Here is a 16,060-nt window from a genome sequence, read left to right on the forward strand (position 1 = left end):
CAATGAAATTATTTTCTAGCCTCATACTGAGCCTGTCTATCTTTGCATACGGCGCAACAGCAGAGGAAATAACAACGCTGGAGTCCACCGTAATTGGCAGTCAGGAACAACCTAAGGTTTTATATATCATTCCCTGGAAGCAAGCCGACAGTTTACAAAGGCTCGACAGCGTTCTGCCGCAAACTTTCTCCTCTGTATTTGAACATCAGGAATATTCTGAATTTCGGCGGGAAATAAAGCTGTTACAAGCTGAACAGGAAAAAACCGATTAGGCTGGCCCAACAAAATTAAAAATAATTTTTTGCGGCGTATGGAAGCGGCACTGCTTAATTTATACAGCGAAGACATGGAACCGCCGCAGCAGGCTTCAACGTCCCGCGGCCCTCTTTATACACCAAGGGTGGGAACTCAATCGCTCTCCCTTTGCACTACAAATTTATAACTTTATCTGTGGAGAATTAAATCATGGAATTCACTCAAGCGATGCTGCGTTTTTTCCAAAATGGCGGACCCTTCATGTACCCAATTGCAGTGGTCCTGGTTATCGGACTGGCAATGGTAGTAGAGCGCTGGATATTTTTATCACGCGCGCGGAATGCCAATAAAAAGGCGTATCAACAAGTATTGCCCATGTTGCAAAAACGCAGCTATCAAAGTGTCTTGCAGCTGGCCCGAGACAACGATGCAGCAATGGGCCGTATCGCCGCAGCGGGCATCAACACTTTGCAATTTGCCAAGCGCGAGGAAAATATTGCCCTGGCTATTGAGGAAGGGATTCTCGAAGCTGTTCCCCGTCTGGAAAAACGCACCAGTTACTTGGCCACTCTCGCTAATATTGCCACTCTGCTGGGCCTACTCGGCACTATTATGGGTCTGATTGCTGCATTTACTGCAGTAGCCAGTGCCGACCCATCTGAAAAAGCGACCATGCTCTCCACCAGTATTTCCGTAGCGATGAACACTACAGCATTCGGTTTGATTTCTGCCATTCCCCTGCTGTTGTTTAACTCAATGCTACAAAATAAAACCAATGAGATTGTCGATAGTTTGCAAATGGCCGGGGTTAAATTCCTTAATCTGCTGACCATGGGACGCCCACAGAAAGCGGAACAACGCACCGCTAACAGTTAAGGGATACCGCCATGCTGAACATAAATATTCGCCGGCGTGGATATGAGGAAGCGGAACTCGATATCACCTCGTTTATGAGTTTGATGACCATTTTGGTTCCTGTGCTACTGCTAAATATGGTGTTTTCCCATATCTCCGTGCTCAAGCTGAACCTGCCGGGTATCAGCGATGGAAGTTCCAGCAGTGTGGAGGAAAATCACCAGCTCGAACTCGTTTTGCGCACGCAGTATGTCGATATCAATTATCCCGCTGGGCAGCGGGTTAAACGCATCCCACACGAAGAAAACTCACCGGATTTCGCCACGATATCTATCGTTTTACAGCAGATAAAACGGCAGTTGCGAGAAAAATCTATCGACAAAGATGATCTGGTGATCCTGTCAGAAAAGGGAACGCCTTACAAAACTCTGGTCGCCGCCATGGATACTGCACGCAGCTACCGGGCTGTAGTGGCCGCATCTGTTGTTGATGCAGAACTGTTCCCCCAGATATCTCTCGGCGATGCACCGGAGCAGACAAAATAGCGGGGCCAAACTATGAAGATAAATGCAGCCGCAAAACTGCAAGAGCGCAGGCAAAGGCAAAAAAAGCAGCAGTCAAAACTGAACCTGGTATCACTGATGGATATCTTCACCATCCTGGTATTTTTCCTTCTGGTGAACTCAACCAGTGATGTTCAGGTTCTGCAGACTGATAAAACCATAAAACTGCCCAAGTCCACCTCACAACAGAAACCCGAGGTGACTACTGTAGTGCGGGTCAACAATAAACAGCTGTTTGTCGGGGACCGATTTATCGCCAGCATCGATGACATCGATCCCAGCGCAGAGAATATTGAAGCCCTGGTAACAGAGCTTAAATACCGTGCTGAACGAGCGGGAGAGCTGAGCGAAGCCCAGAAAACTCTGGGCCGAGCAGTGACTATTTTAGGTGATGAACAAGTTCCCTATGAGTTGCTGAAGCAGATCATGCACACCTGCGCAGCCGCAGACTTCCGCGATATGTCTTTCGCCGTAGAACAAACAGCGCCGGAAGATCCCTCGGGGGTGGAATCCTGATATGAGTACAGCAACCATTAGTTACGCCCCCTGGCAACTACAGGAAACAGTGCTTCCCTGGTCCGCCTCAAGAGAGGAGGATCAGCGCTTTATCAAATTGCTGCGCGGTGGCCTGATAGCCCTGGCCATCAGTGGCATTGCCGTTGCACTGGCGCCAGTACCCGAACTCACCCGGGAACAGGCCGAAAGGGTGCCACCACAGCTGGCCAAAGTGATTCTGGAAAAAAAGGAATTGCCAAAACCCAAGCCAAAGCCGAAACCCAAAGAGCAAAAGAAGCCCGAGGAAAAGAAAAAGCCCGAAGAGAAACCCAAAAAGAAAGCGGAAACACCCGACAAGCCCAAGCCTGTGGAGAAGCCGCGCAAGGTTGAAAATCCCCCGGTTGCCAAGGTACAGCAGGCCCGGGAGAAAGCGGCCAATAGCGGTCTGAATGCACTCGCCGATGATCTGCTGGATATGCGCGAGAGTTTTAATACATCGGATATTAGCCGGGGCCAGCTCAGCTCGGGGAATGCTACTGCCACTAAAATAGAACGCAGTATGATCGCGGATAAGTCAAAAGCCTCCAGTGGCGGCGTTGCCGCCGGTAGAGTAAGTCGGGATACCGGTGGTGTCTCACTGGCCGGACGTGAGAACACCCGAGTACAAAGTACCCAGGCAACGGGTTCAGCCAAAGAAGCGGTGGCCAAGGCCCGAGGGCAAAAATCCATACGTACCGACGATTCCATTCGCAGTGTTATGGAAGCCAATAAAGAGGCCATTATTGGAATCTATAATCGCGCGCTGCGCAGGGACCCAACTCTGCAGGGAAGACTCACCGTACAGTTGGTGATCGCACCGAATGGTGCTATCGCGTCGATCAAACTGGTAGAGAGCGAGCTCAATAACCCGGCACTTGAACGCAAGTTGCTGGCGAGAATCCGCATGATCAATTTTGGTTCTGCCAACGTTGAGAGTACTACCAAGAACTACTCAATCGACTTCCTGCCTTCTTAAGTTCCGATAGCTATCTTGTTTGTAGCGTGGCGACACAGGGACGTGCCGCCATTTGAAGGGCGTTAATAGGTGGGCAAGAAGCTGATCCACCCAATCAACTAAAGCAAATCCAGCGCATAGCGACGCAATGTTTGCATAGGAATAATTTCCAGCGCCTTCACATGTGTACTCTGTAAAAATACCCGGGGTGCCATATCCAATTTCTCCGCTTCAAGCCAGCGCGCGGCACAGAGACACCAACGATCCCCTTCCTTTAAACCGGGAAAATTAAACTCCTCTACCGGTGTGCTCAAATCATTGCCGCGACTGCGGGAAAACTCCAGGAACTTATCAGTCACGGCAACGCAGACGGTGTGAGAACCGAGATCCTCTTTACAGGTGTTACAGCAGCCATCGCGAAAGAAGCCTGTCTTCGGGTCCAGGCTACAAGGCACCAGTGGATCACCAAAGACGTTGACTGAATTTTCTATCTCCATTCCTGACTCTCTCCACTTCTATCACCAATTAGCTGAATGTCCACCAGCTGCCAGCGCAGACCATTGCGTTGCATCAACATGCGCAATTCAGGCCGACCATGCTCACCATATTCAACACTCAGATGATTGAGGTCGGTAAAATGCCAGCCCATGCGCTGCCAGGAATCTTCATTCTCTTCCGCTGCAGAAGTCTCATTCTCGGAAATATCCGGTGTTTCACCACCCTGTCGATAAATTTCCCGCTGAAATGCCTCCAGATCCTCTCCCCCACGAAGAAGGTCGGCAATGCCCTCAGGAGTAATAAACTGTTGTAAAAGTGGATCCATAAAGAAATTTGCACCAGCACTGAGTAATTCATCAAATTCCTGAGGAATAGAGTTACTTAGAGAATTCCTAAGTTGCTGCTGTAAGCGGATCTTTAAATTGTCACGTAAAACAGGAAAATCGACATAGCGCTCTAACGTGTCGATACTCTCAGCTCTAACCTGCGGCTGATCGGATTTAGCCATTTTCGCCGCACGCTGCAATTGCTCGATGGAATAAAACGGCAAGGCGACATACCCAGCGGTAATCAACACCAAAACCAGGCCGCTCATCCACAGTATTTTTTTCATCAATTCTATTCCTTAGTCACTCCCCGGGGATTTTATGCTGAGAAAGATGTATCACCTAATTTGCCAATGTATTGGCGTGGCATTGTTCGCCACTCCTGCCTATGAGATATTTCCCTCCCAAGACTCTGCACCCCATTAATAATCTAAATCTCAATAAGGACAGCTAACAGGATGAGTGACATCTATACGGCACCAAAAGCCGATTTGGCAAGTACGCGGGAAATGGAGGAATTCGGCTCTGTAGAGAAGGGGATTGCAGGGGACTATTCGTTTTCTCTCGGTGAAGCCCTCAGTGAAGGGTGGCAATTATCACTAAGCAATATGGGAACTATATGGCTTAGTTTTATTCTTTACGCACTGGGCGCATCCGCAATAATGCTCATCCTAGCGGCATTAATGTGGGGTTCTATATCATCGGCTGCTGGTTTATCAGGCATGCTATTCCTAGTCATCTTAGCGCCTATCGCCGTAATAGTGATCGTTGCCCCTCTTATGGCAGGTTCTATGATGGTAAGTATAAAGATTGCCAGAGGAGAAAAAACCAGCGCCACCGAGGTATTCTCCTATTTCGATAAAATCGTGCCCCTTGGCCTGGCAATGTTTTTATTATATTTCCTCGTTTCGATTGGCTTTTACCTGTTACTTATTCCCGGTATCTATCTCTCAGTCGCCTATATGATGGCCCTGCCGCTTATCGTAGATCACAACCTGGGTCCCTGGCAGGCAATGGAGGCTTCACGTAAAGCCATCACCAAAAACTGGTTCGCCTTTTTTGGCCTTTTGCTGGTAATGATGGTCATTTACGTTGCAGGCAGCCTTCTATTCCTCATAGGATTAATATTCGCCCTTCCCTGGATTTTTGCGACTTACGGCGTTGCTTACCGTCAGGTCTTCGGCGCCCCCACTCAAAACACATAATCGGTTCTACCAAACAGGAGCGGTGGCTTGCTGGATACCACCTATAACGTCGAAACACCCGAGGGGATTGATTTGCGCGCGCGGGCCGCTGGGCCCGTGCCACGTATCCTTGCGTATGCAGTGGATGTGTTTTATCGATCATTGATATTGGCTGCGATCGGCTTTGCGTTGCTATTTGCCGGCTTTGCCGGTGCGGGTATCTGGCTCGTCTGCGCCTTTCTTCTCGAGTGGTTTTACCCGGTGTTTTTTGAAGTTTTGCGGAACGGCCAGACACCGGGCAAAAAGGCATTTGGCCTAATGGTGGTCAACGACAACCTTACGCCGGTGTCTTGGGGAGCATCCATCGTTCGCAACCTGCTACGCTTTGCGGATTTTATGCCATTTGCCTACGCCACTGGCGTAATAAGCATGACACTGGGGCGTCACTTCCAGCGCCTTGGCGACCTGGCAGCAGCCACCCTGGTGATCTATCGCGAAGAGGAAAAGGCACCAGTTGCCCTGCCGGATACCACCCCGCTCCCACCACCGCAAAACCTTCGCCAGCAAGACCAACAGGCACTGGTTAGCCTTTTGGAGCGCCACCAGGATTTAAGCGAAGCGCGTCAGCAAGAGCTCGCCAATCTGCTCGAACCGATTACTCGGAAAAGGGACAGCGATGCCTTGAGCTACCTGCGCTCCGTGGGCAGTTGGCTACTCGGTGGCAGGGGATAGGCAGAGGTACCTATGAAGCAGAGAGACTTTGAGAATCGCTACCGCGACAGCTGGGAGCAATTAGAAGCCTGGCTGAAAGCGGATCGGAACAAGTCCGAAGTTGCGGCCCTGGACCTACCCGTCGCCTATCGCAACCTTTGCCAGCAGCTGGCAATGGCTAAGGAGCGACAATATACCAACCGCCTGATAGACCACCTCAACCAGCTGGTTATGGCGGCACATCACCGTGTCTACCGCCAGGAAACCTTGCGCCGCAAGGGATGGTTGCACTATTTGTTGGCAGGTTTTCCCCAAGCCGTGCGCGCTAATAGCCGCGCAGTACTGCTGGCATCCGCTTTGTTTTTAATACCTGGCTTGATCCTGGGAGTCGGCACTTACAACAACGATGCCCTGGTGTACGCAGTAATGTCACCAGAACAGGTTATGGGTTTTGAATCCATGTATGATCCGGGCAACCGGGTACTGGGCCGCGAGCGCGGCTCTGATACCGACCTGTTCATGTTCGGTTTTTATATCAAAAACAATATTGGCATCGCCTTTCGCACCTTTGCCGGCGGTGTACTGTTTGGCCTTGGCTCAATTTTCTTCCTGGTGTTTAACGGCATCTATATTGGCGCAGCGTTTGGGCATATCACCCGGGTGGGCTTTGTCTCCACCTTCTACCCATTTGTGATTGGCCATGGCGCCTTTGAGTTGACCGCCATAGTTCTGGCGGGAGCAGCGGGCCTGATATTGGGACGCTCTCTAGTGGATCCGGGCCAGCACAGGCGTACGGTCGCACTGCGCTTGGCCGCTGTCGAAGCAATGAAGATTATGTACGGCACTTTCCTGATGCTGGTGATTGCCGCTTTCCTTGAAGCCTTCTGGTCCTCCAGTGCCAGCACACCGATTGCGATCAAGCTCGGGGTAGGCGCCCTGTTTTGGGTACTGGTCTTTGCGTACTTTATCCTGGCGGGACGCAGGGAGGGCGCAACTCATGCAAATTAAGAATCTGGCTGTGCGAGCCCGCTTGCGCTCTCCCTGGGAGTCTGTCGATCTCGGGATCGCCCTGGCACGAAAATACTGGTGGCAACTTTTTATAGTCTACCTGTTGCCTGCAGCACCGCTATTTGCTTTGTGTTATTGGCTGTTTCCAGAGTCACCAACGCTCTCCATCTTATTTATTTGGTGGCTGAAACCCGTATTTGATCGGCTGCCCCTGTTTATGATCAGCCGCGCATTATTTGGCTCACCGGTATCCATTGGTGAGGCATTGAAGCATTTCTTTAGCCAGAATCGTCGCGACTGGTTTATGTGGCTTACCCTCCGTCGGCTGAGCCCCACACGCTCTTTCGATATGCCAGTTACCGTGCTGGAGCAATCCACGGGCAAGGCCCGTACCTCGCGCCTTGGGGTACTGCACCGCAAACACTCTGGGGCCGCCACCTGGCTAACACTAACGCTTTACCATATTGAGATATTTCTACTTGCCGCATTAAGTGTGATGGCATTTCTGTTTATCCCTGAACAGTATTCCGATGGGATCGATTGGATCCCTCTGCTCCAAGGGGACACTCAATGGCTGGAATGGATATATAACGGACTCTACCTGTTTGTTATGGCAGCAGTAGCCCCCTTCTATATCGTTAGCGGATTTTGCCTTTATATTGGCCGTCGTATTGAATTGGAAGGCTGGGATATAGAAATCCAGTTTCGGGACCTGCTGGAACGCCAGCAGCGTGAACAGGAGTCCCACCGCAGAAGAAAACCAAGCACTGCTGCCCTAATCCTGATCTGCGGGCTCACCTTTGGCTCATTAATTCCAGCGCCCCCCGCCAGCGCCGCATCTTTGGAAACCCCGCAGCAGGCCCAAGAGCATATTGACGAAATCCTCGCCGGCGATGAATTTCATCAAATGAAAGAGATCAGTGGTTGGCGCAAAAAAGACAAATCTGAAACAGAAGCCGTCAAAGAAAAGTTCCCCGAGTGGTTAATTAACTTTATCGAATGGCTTTTTGAGAACTCTAAAGATACGCCTGAAGTTGACGATGAAGTTAAATGGGGCCCAACAATTGCGAAAATCCTGGAGCTGCTGCTTTGGATTGGCTTGGTATTCGGCCTGGGCTATCTGCTTTGGAGACATCACGATAAAATTCTTCAGAGCTTGAAATGGCAGCCTAAGCCAAAGAAAAAGCAGCCCGTCCCCGAAACCCTATTCGGCCTGGATGTACGCCAATCGAGTCTGCCCGATGACGTTTGCGCGGAGGTCATGCGCCTGTGGACAGAGGGAGACAAGCGAGCCAGTTTGGGACTATTGTACCGCGCCACCCTCTCTCACCTGATTGAAGACTTCGAGTTTTATTTTGGCGATCACCTTACCGAAAGTGAATGCGCACAGCTGGTACAAGTAAGGCAACAGGAGCCGAATGAAGTACAGCGCCCAGTAAGTCCCGCCCTGAGTCAATTTGTACAAGAGCTTACTGCAAACTGGCAGCAGCTTGCCTATGCCCACCGGCCGCCAAAAGAGGCTCAGTTAAGCTCACTTTGTAGCCAATGGCAGGAGGAATTTGGCAATGACCGCTAAGAGAATTCTGTTGGCAGCTTTGGTCATAAGTGGCGTTGCACTTGTATGGCTATTCCTCACTTTCTACGAGCGCTACTCCAAGGAGATCGACAGCGGCTGGAGCATGGAAGCCAGACGAAATCCCTACCTGGCAGCAGAAAGATACCTCACCGATATCCAACTGGCGCCGCGTCAGGCAGATAATATATCTGTACTCCAAGGCCTCTCCTCCGATGCCACCCTGTTTATCAGCAGCTCCAGCCAGGTCTATAACCCCACCAAGGCCCAAGAGCTTCTCGAGTGGGTCGAGCGCGGTGGCCACGCCATCGTTGTAGCCTATACCGGCAACTTCGACAGCGACTCCGGGCGCAGTGAAAACCGCGATTGGCTACTTGAGTCCATGGACGTCTCTATCCAAGAGGGACACAGTAAGTTCGAACTGCAAGAAACCCTGGAGCAATTGCTCGGGGAGGATGCGGTACTCGAGCCTGAGCAGAGCCCCGCTGATGCCATGCGGGAGCACAATCGCAAACTGGACGAAGGCGAAACGGAAGATGAGCCGAAGGAACAAGAGGAACCTCGCAACCCCGATGTGTCAGAAGAGGATCTGGTAACCCTGCCTGTTGAGGGCGGCAGCGAAATACAGCTATACCTCGATGCCAGCCACCTGCTCTACCACCCTTCGTTTAATGACGAGACTATCACCGATGGACCTGTCTTCTGGGCAAAAGTACGACGCGGCGATGTCGGCGTACCGTTTATGCAGTTCGAGCGCGGCAATGGTGTGATTACCCTGATGACTGACAGCACCCTGTGGCAGTCCCAGCGTATTGGCCACTTCGATCACGCCTATTTCTTACAATTGCTGGCCGGCGAAGGAGAGTTTGTCTTTCTCACCCGCCCCCGCTTTGAAACCCTTTCTAAGGTTGCTCGTCAATACGCTGCAGAGTTTTTTCTCGCCGGCGCACTGGCCTTACTCGCTTGGCTATTACTACACGGGCGCCGCTTCGGCCCCTTGCAGCCGGAGCCAGAAGTGTCCCGCCGTTCTCTGCTAGAACATATATCCGCCTGCGGCCATTACTACTGGCAGGACGACCAGGGGGAAACCCTGCTGCGCGGCCATCGGGAAGAACTTCTACGTCGTCTTGGCGCCACCCATATCAACGCCACTAAAAAACGCAAACTGTGCGACAAGCTCTGTGCCTCCACCGGTATGGATGAACGGCTAATAGTTGAAACCTTGTGGGGCAAGCCCCCAACAACCGAAGAAACATTTACTGAACACATGCGTAATCTGCAGCGAATTGAGGCAGTCCTATGAACGAGACCACCCTTCAACCAGAACAACAAACCACGGGCCCGTCACCTGACTGGCAGGCTGCGTCCGCCAAACTTCAGATACTGCGCAACAATATCAACCGGTTGCTGATTGGCCAGGAGCAGGTGGTTGACCAGGTACTCGTAGCTCTATTGGCTTCTGGCCACGTACTGCTCGAAGGTGTACCCGGACTCGGCAAAACCCTTCTGGTGCGCACCCTGGCCAACTGCTTTGGCGGCAATTTCCGTCGCATCCAGTTTACCCCGGATTTGATGCCCGCCGACGTTACCGGCCACGCCATGTACAACATGGGAGAGAGCCGCTTTGAAGTGCGTCGCGGGCCGGTATTTACCAACCTGCTGCTGGCGGATGAAATCAACCGCGCCCCCGCCAAAACCCAGGCCGCCCTGCTGGAGGTGATGCAGGAGAAGCAGGTCACTATCGACGGCCAGGCACTGAAAGTACCCAGTCCATTTATGGTACTCGCCACTCAAAACCCCATCGAGCAGGAAGGTACCTACCCGCTACCAGAGGCGGAACTGGACCGATTCCTGCTGAAAGTCCTCATCGATTACCCCAGCCTCGAAGCGGAACTGCAATTGGCCGCCGCCGCCAGCAGTGGCCGAATTGAGCGCAGCCTGCAGGAAAAGCTGGCCGGAGAAATTACTGTCGAGGGATTGCAGCAACTTCAGGCCCTGGTGCCCCAGGTGGGCTTGGACGAACAGGTATTGAATTACGCCGTGCGGCTGGTGCGCGCCACCCGTCAATCACCGCAGCTGCGCAGCCCCGCCGGCCCACGCGCCAGTATCGGCCTGCTACAGGCAGCCCGCGCCAATGCGCTGTTACAGGGACGGGAATTTGTACTGCCGGATGATATCAAGGCCATGGCCATCCCGGTAATGCGCCACCGTATCGGCCTATCTCCAGATATGGAAATTGACGGTGAAACTGCTGATACGGCGCTGGCAATGATTATCGACAGTGTTGAGGCGCCGCGACTGTGACACAGACTGTAGCTGCAACAGAGCAACAGGTAGCACCAGCACAAAGCGGTCGCACCGGCCCGAGTCCGCGCCTGGTCAAACTGCTCGGCTACTGGTGCCTGGCAGCTCTGGCAATTACAGCAGCGCGAATTTGGTTTCCGCAAGCCAGCTCATTTATCGGCAACCTTTGGTGGGGAGCGAGTGCCCTGTTAATCAGCGCCACCCTGCTGGACTATCTCACTGGTTACCGTGTAACCGGTCTGCAGGGGCTGCGGCGATTGCCAGGCAACCTGGCCCTGGGCGTACGCAATACTGCGCGGCTAAAACTTCACAATACCGGCCCACGCCCACTATTACTCCAGATTTCCGACTCAATCCCACAGCAACTGGGATCGACAGGGCTGCCGCGCTCCGCACAACTTAACCCGGACCAGGAAATCACCATCGAGTACGACCTGGTACCCCGTCGCCGAGGCAGTGCCTCTTTCGGACGAATCGAGGTGCTGGCCAACTCTCCCTGGGGACTCTGGCAGACAAGGGTATGGCTGGGACAGGAGCAGACCGTCAAGGTCTACCCCAATTTTCTTGGTATCTCCTCGCTACAATCTCTCTCCACCGAACAGAGCCTGCGCCTGATGGGGTTGCACCAGCAGCAGCGTCGCGGTGAGGGAATGGACTTCCGCCAGCTGCGTGAATACCGCCAGGGAGACAGCCAGCGACAGGTGGACTGGCGCGCGAGCTCACGGCTGCGCAAACTGATCAGCCGTGAATACCAGGACGAGCGCGACCAGGAAATTATTTACATGCTGGATTGCGGCCGCAGGATGCGCGCTAAAGACGGCGAGTTGAGCCACTTTGACCACGCACTCAATGGCTTGCTACTTTCAGCTTATGTCGCCATCAAACAGGGGGACGCGGTCGGCTTGCAGGCATTTGCTGCGGCACAGGAGAGCAGTGGTGGACAGCTGCCGCCAGTAAAAGGCGAAAGTGCAATCAATCTACTGTTGAATAATGTCTACGACCTCCACTCTGGCACCAGTAGCGCAGATTACACTAGCGCCGCACAACAGCTGATGGCCCACCACAAACGCCGTGCCCTGGTAATCCTGATTACCAACTTGCGCGATGAAGATAGTGATGAACTCCTAGCAGCAGTCAAATTGCTGTCGCGCAATCACCTGGTGATGATTGCCAGTCTGCGGGAGACTTCTGTGGACAAATTGCTGCAACAGCCGATTCAGAACTTTGATAGTGCAGTAAACAGCGCCGCAGCGAGGGACTTCCTACGCCGCAGGGAGCAATTACTTCAGCATTTGCAGGCACACAATGTCATAGTGGTAGACTCGAGGCCGGAGCTTTTGCACCAGTCTCTGGTAGAGGCCTATTGGCGCCTAAAGCGCAGCGGCAGAATCTGAATCGACAAATTTACCGAGTGGGGACTCTCCGAGCCCCCACTCTGCAAACCCTCCCTATAACCTTCCCACTACCCGCAATAATCCAGGGCTGTCCGGGAACTCTACCCAATCCCGGGAATCTCTTATTGAGCGCGCTACCTCCTGGAACCTTTAGCTTCCAGCAAAGTTAGATTTATTTTTAGAATGCGCTGAAGAAAAGAAATTAAATTCCAACAAAACCTGATAAAGCTCAATTTACCTCGTATTAGTTCGCAAAAGTTAACTTGGGGCAGTGGCACTTTGCTGTATCACCCGTTAACCTCTTGTTACTCATCTCCGGGTATTTAAAATGGGCCCGGGCAAAGTACAGACCTTCTTATTTATGAGCGGTAAGCGCACCATCCAATACTGTTCCCGTCTGTCCCAGTGGCAGGCGCTATTGCTATTGCTGGTATTTCTCAGCGCGCGAGGCCTGGTTCCTGCCGGTTTTATGCCGGCAGATTTTGCAGCGGGAACGCCCTATGGGCTCTGCCATGGCGATAGCCGCAGCGCATTATTGCTCAATGCCCTCAAAGCGAATTCCCACAGCGATCATCACGGCGACCACTCTTCAAGCCACAACCACGATACGCTTACCGCTCACTCATTTGCCGATAACCATTGTAATTTTTCCGCCGCTGCCAGTATTGCCAGCGCACCAACAACAGAATTGGAAATAGTCCTAACCGGTTTTACTCAACCGCCCTCTTATCCGGCTTTTTTCCACGTTATCTCTAACGCTTACAGCCGCCCACTGATTCGCGCCCCCCCGGTTTAATTCCTTTTTTATTCCAACATCATCACTCCGCAGTTCGCTGTGGACCGCAAGTCTCATTGCTGTCTTAATATTTTCAGCGCTTTGGATCTTGCCAAAATACGACCACTTTTTCAGGTGGGGATATGTCGCGTGCGCCAAATATTACTCAGGCCTGCGCGCTCACTGCTGCGTGTTCGAAACGCCAGCGAAAAGGATTGAAAACCATGCATCAGAGCATCAACGCAAAAATTTTTCTGAAAAAACCTCTCAGCCTGGCACTCGCTGCCTGCTGTACCTTTTCAGCACATCTCGCAGCGGAAGAATCCGAAGAGCCAGAACCATTAAAAGATAGTGAAATGGAACAAATGGTGGTTACTGGGGTAAAGACTGAACTCCCCCTCAACCTGGTAACCGACCCGAAAAAACCCCGTCAGCCATTACCTGCCAATGACGGCGCCGACTACCTGAAAACAATTCCGGGATTTTCCGTAGTGCGTAAAGGCGGCACCAGTGGCGATCCGATGCTTCGCGGAATGGGGGGCTCGCGCCTGGGAATGGTAGTGGATGGAGAAACATTGGCGGGTGGTTGTCCCAGCCGAATGGACCCACCTACAGCCTATATTTTTCCCGAGGCAATGGACGAAATTGAAGTTATTAAAGGGCCACAGAGCGTCCTCTATGGCCCCGGAAATTCCGCCGGCGTAGTTGTGTTTAACCAGCAGCAGGAGCGCCCCACTGAAAGCGACTGGAATATGCATGCGAGCCTGCTCGGCGCCAGTGCCGAGCGCCGCGATGGTCTATTCGATATCTCCTATAGTTCGCCGCAGTTTTCTATCCGCAGCTCCTCGACCTCGGCATCTGCGGACGACTACGAAGACGGGGATGGCAATGAGGTAAATTCCAGTTATGAGCGCTGGAGCAGCCAGGTCAATTTGGCCTGGACTCCCAGCGACGATACACGGGTCGAGTTCGATACTGCATTTAGCGATGGGGAAGCTGCCTATGCAGATCGGGGAGTCGACGGTTCCAAGTTTGCCCGTGAGAGCCACAAAGCTAAATATGTCCGCAGCAATATCAGTAGCTGGCTCGACTCAATTGAGCTCCAGGCCTACTACAACTATATCGACCACATCATGGATAACTACAGCCTGCGCGAGCTATCCAGCACCGCTACCCCCATGGTCATGAATCTCGATAGTGAGACCACAGGTTTCAAGATGGCTCTGGTGTTTACGCCTATGGACGATGTGGAATTGACCAGTGGAATTGATGCCCGGGAAAATCGCCACACCGGGCGTTCGACCATGAACCAGTCCACCATGGACTACCGGGATATGAAGCGAGAGGCCGATGCCGAATTTAGCCAGCTGGGGTTATTTTCTGAGGTCAGCTGGCAAGTCGCAGCCAATCAACGCTGGATCGCCGGTGCACGAGTGGATGATTGGGAAGTAAAAGACCTTCGCGATGAAGTTGCTCTATCCATGATGTCCTCAGTGGATAACCCCACTGCGGGAGAAACTCGCTCAGAGCTATTGAGCAGCGGCTTCCTGCGCTATGAATATGGTCTCGAGAGCGGCCCCAATAGTTCTGCCACACTCTTTGCCGGGCTCGGCTACACTGAGCGCTTCCCCGATTATTGGGAAATTTTCTCCTACGAGACAGCAGACTCCTACAGCGCACTGGATATCGAATCAGAAAAGACCACCCAGCTGGATATCGGCTATATCTATCGCGGTGAAAAACTCTCTGCCAGTGTCTCCGGATTCGTCAATCAGATTGATGACTACCTGATGATTGAGACGGATTACGAAAAAGCTGCAGTAATGAGTAGCATGGACTCTATGGGTAGTATGAATATGGATAGTATGGACTCCTCCGATATTCGCACTACCTCCATTGTCAGAAACATCCAGGCGCGCTCCTGGGGTTTGGAGTTTGACTCCTCATATCAGCTCAACGAGCAGTGGCGCACTGAATTCACCGTAACATCTGTTCGCGGTGCCAACGAAACCGATGGCACTACCTTGGCACAACTGCCGCCTCTGGAGGGCCGCCTGGGACTCTACTATGAACAGGCCCAGTGGTCAGCAGGTGTTTTATGGCGCGCTATCGCAAGCCAGGACCGGGTGGATATCGGCAAAGGCAATATTGTTGGTCAGGATATTGGTGCAACCGACTCTGCCAACGTCGTTTCCATCAATGCCGGCTGGAAACCCAGTAAAAGTGTACTGGTAACTACCGGTATCGATAACCTATTCGATGAGACTTACGCTGAACATATCAGTCGCTCTGGAGCCAATATTATTGGTTTCGATCAGTTGACCCGGGTTAACGAACCGGGACGCACCTTCTGGCTGAAAGCCATTTATCGAATTTAAAAGCTATTGGGGCCCCAGGGCCCCTTTTCCATTCTATAAAAAAATCAGTATTTAATTAAGAAATTTCTACGAATAAATTATTGAGAAAAATAGGTTAAAAGGCGGAGGGCATACTAAAAGCGGTAGGAAAAATTCAAACTCAGGGTACGCAGATGCCCGAGGTTAACACGTTCTATTTTGCCAATATTATTGTAGTTATACTCTAATGAAGTATCGAAATCCTGAGTCCACATAATTCGGTAACCCACCCCGGCGTTCCAAAAGGTATCACTGCCACTGGCATCAATAATATAGATATATCGATCATCCGGATAAAATGGTGGGTATTCTCGATACCAATAGCCTCTTCTTATAACATTGTTCAAATCCACATCGGCATAATTATATCCCACCATCCAATAGAGACATTGAACGTGACAATTCAGGGTAAAATCAATTTTAAAATTTAAACCTACCTGATCTACTGTGACATGATTATCATCAAAATGTGACGCCCGCAGCTCAACTTGCCAGACTCCTACCGCCGGCGTAATTCCAAGGCTGACATAGCCAAAAGAATCCCGCTGCTTATTTAACTGCTGCTCGCCACTCCCAAAACCAACGGTACCGATAATCCGGTACTCTCCCGTGGCGACACCATCAAAAGGATTATTCGCCTCGAATCCATAACTGGTCGCAGCTATAAAAAAGGAAAGCAGGTAGACGGATAGCTTTATCATCGCCACTCACATCAAAAAGCCAGTCATC

At 51.8% G+C, this 16,060-nt stretch carries 17 protein-coding genes; 14 read left to right on the forward strand and 3 right to left on the reverse strand.

Features of this window, described 5'->3' with window-relative positions:
* Positions 1 to 2: 2 nt before the first annotated feature.
* From ACG1BZ_RS21920 to ACG1BZ_RS21940, 5 genes are all read left to right on the forward strand, one after another.
* The gene (locus ACG1BZ_RS21920; RefSeq protein ID WP_413663684.1) at positions 3 to 272 is read left to right on the forward strand and encodes a hypothetical protein; all 270 of its coding nucleotides are present in this window, start codon (positions 3 to 5) and stop codon (positions 270 to 272) included.
* Positions 273 to 465: 193 nt separating this feature from the next.
* On the forward strand, positions 466 to 1,131 hold the full coding sequence (locus ACG1BZ_RS21925) for a MotA/TolQ/ExbB proton channel family protein (protein ID WP_108734861.1): 666 nt from the start codon (positions 466 to 468) through the stop codon (positions 1,129 to 1,131).
* Positions 1,132 to 1,142: 11 nt separating this feature from the next.
* Positions 1,143 to 1,655: a biopolymer transporter ExbD gene (locus ACG1BZ_RS21930; protein WP_413663685.1), complete on the forward strand. Its 513-nt coding sequence runs from the start codon at positions 1,143 to 1,145 to the stop codon at positions 1,653 to 1,655.
* A gap of 12 nt (positions 1,656 to 1,667) precedes the next feature.
* Entirely contained in the window at positions 1,668 to 2,189 is a 522-nt protein-coding gene (locus ACG1BZ_RS21935; RefSeq protein WP_413663686.1) for an ExbD/TolR family protein, read from the forward strand.
* Position 2,190: 1 nt separating this feature from the next.
* Positions 2,191 to 3,183: an AgmX/PglI C-terminal domain-containing protein gene (locus tag ACG1BZ_RS21940; protein ID WP_413663687.1), complete on the forward strand. Its 993-nt coding sequence runs from the start codon at positions 2,191 to 2,193 to the stop codon at positions 3,181 to 3,183.
* Positions 3,184 to 3,281: 98 nt separating this feature from the next.
* Here ACG1BZ_RS21940 and ACG1BZ_RS21945 read toward each other — a convergent pair whose 3' ends face one another.
* Together ACG1BZ_RS21945 and ACG1BZ_RS21950 are read right to left on the reverse strand one after the other, a co-directional pair.
* Complete coding sequence (locus tag ACG1BZ_RS21945) at positions 3,282 to 3,659, reverse strand: DUF2237 family protein (protein WP_413663688.1); 378 nt, start codon at positions 3,657 to 3,659, stop codon at positions 3,282 to 3,284.
* A complete protein-coding gene (locus ACG1BZ_RS21950) occupies positions 3,650 to 4,273 on the reverse strand; it encodes a DUF2939 domain-containing protein (RefSeq protein ID WP_413663689.1) in 624 nt (207 codons plus the stop codon). Before ACG1BZ_RS21950 ends, ACG1BZ_RS21945 begins: the two co-directional genes overlap by 10 nt.
* A gap of 171 nt (positions 4,274 to 4,444) precedes the next feature.
* On the opposite strand from ACG1BZ_RS21950, the gene ACG1BZ_RS21955 reads away from it, so the two are divergent.
* The 9 genes from ACG1BZ_RS21955 (at position 4,445) to ACG1BZ_RS21995 (ending at position 15,313) form a co-directional block, all read left to right on the forward strand.
* Positions 4,445 to 5,191: a hypothetical protein gene (locus ACG1BZ_RS21955; RefSeq protein ID WP_413663690.1), complete on the forward strand. Its 747-nt coding sequence runs from the start codon at positions 4,445 to 4,447 to the stop codon at positions 5,189 to 5,191.
* Positions 5,192 to 5,218: 27 nt separating this feature from the next.
* Positions 5,219 to 5,902, forward strand: a complete 684-nt coding sequence (locus tag ACG1BZ_RS21960) for an RDD family protein (RefSeq protein ID WP_413663691.1) — start codon at positions 5,219 to 5,221, stop codon at positions 5,900 to 5,902.
* Positions 5,903 to 5,914: 12 nt separating this feature from the next.
* Positions 5,915 to 6,889, forward strand: a complete 975-nt coding sequence (locus tag ACG1BZ_RS21965; protein ID WP_413663692.1) for a stage II sporulation protein M — start codon at positions 5,915 to 5,917, stop codon at positions 6,887 to 6,889.
* Entirely contained in the window at positions 6,879 to 8,465 is a 1,587-nt protein-coding gene (locus ACG1BZ_RS21970) for a DUF4129 domain-containing protein (RefSeq protein WP_413663693.1), read from the forward strand. Before ACG1BZ_RS21965 ends, ACG1BZ_RS21970 begins: the two co-directional genes overlap by 11 nt.
* Entirely contained in the window at positions 8,455 to 9,765 is a 1,311-nt protein-coding gene (locus tag ACG1BZ_RS21975; protein ID WP_413663694.1) for a DUF4350 domain-containing protein, read from the forward strand. The genes ACG1BZ_RS21970 and ACG1BZ_RS21975 overlap by 11 nt, the downstream gene beginning before the upstream one ends.
* Complete coding sequence (locus ACG1BZ_RS21980; RefSeq protein WP_413663695.1) at positions 9,762 to 10,766, forward strand: AAA family ATPase; 1,005 nt, start codon at positions 9,762 to 9,764, stop codon at positions 10,764 to 10,766. Before ACG1BZ_RS21975 ends, ACG1BZ_RS21980 begins: the two co-directional genes overlap by 4 nt.
* The gene (locus ACG1BZ_RS21985) at positions 10,763 to 12,160 is read left to right on the forward strand and encodes a DUF58 domain-containing protein (RefSeq protein ID WP_413663696.1); all 1,398 of its coding nucleotides are present in this window, start codon (positions 10,763 to 10,765) and stop codon (positions 12,158 to 12,160) included. The genes ACG1BZ_RS21980 and ACG1BZ_RS21985 overlap by 4 nt, the downstream gene beginning before the upstream one ends.
* Before the next feature lie 328 nt (positions 12,161 to 12,488).
* Positions 12,489 to 12,956, forward strand: a complete 468-nt coding sequence (locus tag ACG1BZ_RS21990; protein ID WP_413663697.1) for a hypothetical protein — start codon at positions 12,489 to 12,491, stop codon at positions 12,954 to 12,956.
* 203 nt (positions 12,957 to 13,159) lie between these two features.
* Complete coding sequence (locus ACG1BZ_RS21995; RefSeq protein ID WP_413663698.1) at positions 13,160 to 15,313, forward strand: TonB-dependent copper receptor; 2,154 nt, start codon at positions 13,160 to 13,162, stop codon at positions 15,311 to 15,313.
* 113 nt (positions 15,314 to 15,426) lie between these two features.
* Here ACG1BZ_RS21995 and ACG1BZ_RS22000 read toward each other — a convergent pair whose 3' ends face one another.
* Entirely contained in the window at positions 15,427 to 16,032 is a 606-nt protein-coding gene (locus ACG1BZ_RS22000; protein WP_413663699.1) for an outer membrane beta-barrel protein, read from the reverse strand.
* Positions 16,033 to 16,060: the final 28 nt, after the last annotated feature.

Source organism: Microbulbifer sp. CNSA002 (assembly GCF_047324085.1).
Lineage (GTDB): Bacteria > Pseudomonadota > Gammaproteobacteria > Pseudomonadales > Cellvibrionaceae > Microbulbifer.